Source organism: Streptomyces sp. NPDC058964, from assembly GCF_042741275.1.
Taxonomy (GTDB): Bacteria; Actinomycetota; Actinomycetes; order Streptomycetales; family Streptomycetaceae; genus Streptomyces.
In genome coordinates, this window is record NZ_JBHYKH010001071.1 from 1 (window position 1) to 1,060 (window position 1,060).

1 protein-coding gene is annotated in these 1,060 nt (G+C 68.4%); it reads right to left on the bottom strand.

Annotated elements, in window-relative coordinates; genetic code table 11:
* Positions 1–1,020: acyltransferase domain-containing protein (locus ACFW2E_RS47725; protein WP_384478643.1), on the bottom strand; the 1,020-nt coding region annotated here is incomplete at its 3' end.
* Positions 1,021–1,060: the final 40 nt, after the last annotated feature.

Here is a 1,060-nt window from a genome sequence, read left to right on the forward strand (position 1 = left end):
GCCGATGACGGCGTGGGGGTGGATGCCGTGGTGTTGCCAGTGGTGGGCGAGGGCGGTGAGGACGGCGAAGAGGGTGGGTTGGACGATGTCGACGCGGTCGAGGGTGGGGGCGTTGGGGTGTTGGGTGAGGACGTCGGGGATGGTGAAGTCGATGTAGGGGGCGAGGGCGTCCTGGCAGGCGTGGATGCTGTCGCGGAAGGTGGGTGAGGTGGTGTAGAGGGTGCGGGCCATGCCGGGGTACTGCGAACCCTGACCCGGAAACACGAACACCGTCCCGCTCTCTTCGCCGTCAGTCGCCTGACCGGTGACCAGCGCCGGATGCGGAGCCCCCTCGGCGGCCGCGTCGAGGGCTTCCCGGGCCTGGGCGCGGTCGCGGGTGACGATGACGGCGCGGTGCGGCAGCGCGGCCCGGGCGGCCAGGGCGTCGGCGACCGTGGACAGCGGCACCTCCGGACGTTCGTCGAGGTGGGCGCGTATCCGGGCAGCGTGGGTCTGCAGCGCGCCCGAACTCCTGGCTGACAGAGTCAACACCGTGGGCAGGTCGGGCTGTTCAGACGCCTCGTCCTCGCCGGATCCCTCTGTCGCCGGCGGCTGCTCCACGATCAAGTGGGCGTTGGTGCCGCTGACGCCGAACGACGAGACGGCGGCGCGGCGCGGTCGGTCGCTTTGGGGCCAGGGTGTGTGTTCGGTGAGCAGGCTGATGTGCCCCTGATCCCAGTCGATGTGGGGTGAGGGGTGGTCGGCGTGGAGGGTGCGGGGCAGTTCGCCGTGCTGGATCGCCTGGACCATCTTGATGACGCCGCCGATGCCGGCGGCGGCCTGGGCGTGACCGATGTTGGACTTCAGTGATCCGAGGTAGAGGGGTTGTTGGGGTGTGTGGTGTTGTCCGTAGGTGTTGAGCAGGGCGTGGGCTTCGATGGGGTCGCCGAGGCGGGTGCCGGTGCCGTGGGCTTCGACGGCGTCGATGTCGTCGGGGGTGAGTCGGTGGGTATACCAGTCTAATATTAACAAAGGAACCATCCCCACAAAAGTACACAGTATATATCGCTGTGGGGCGGAG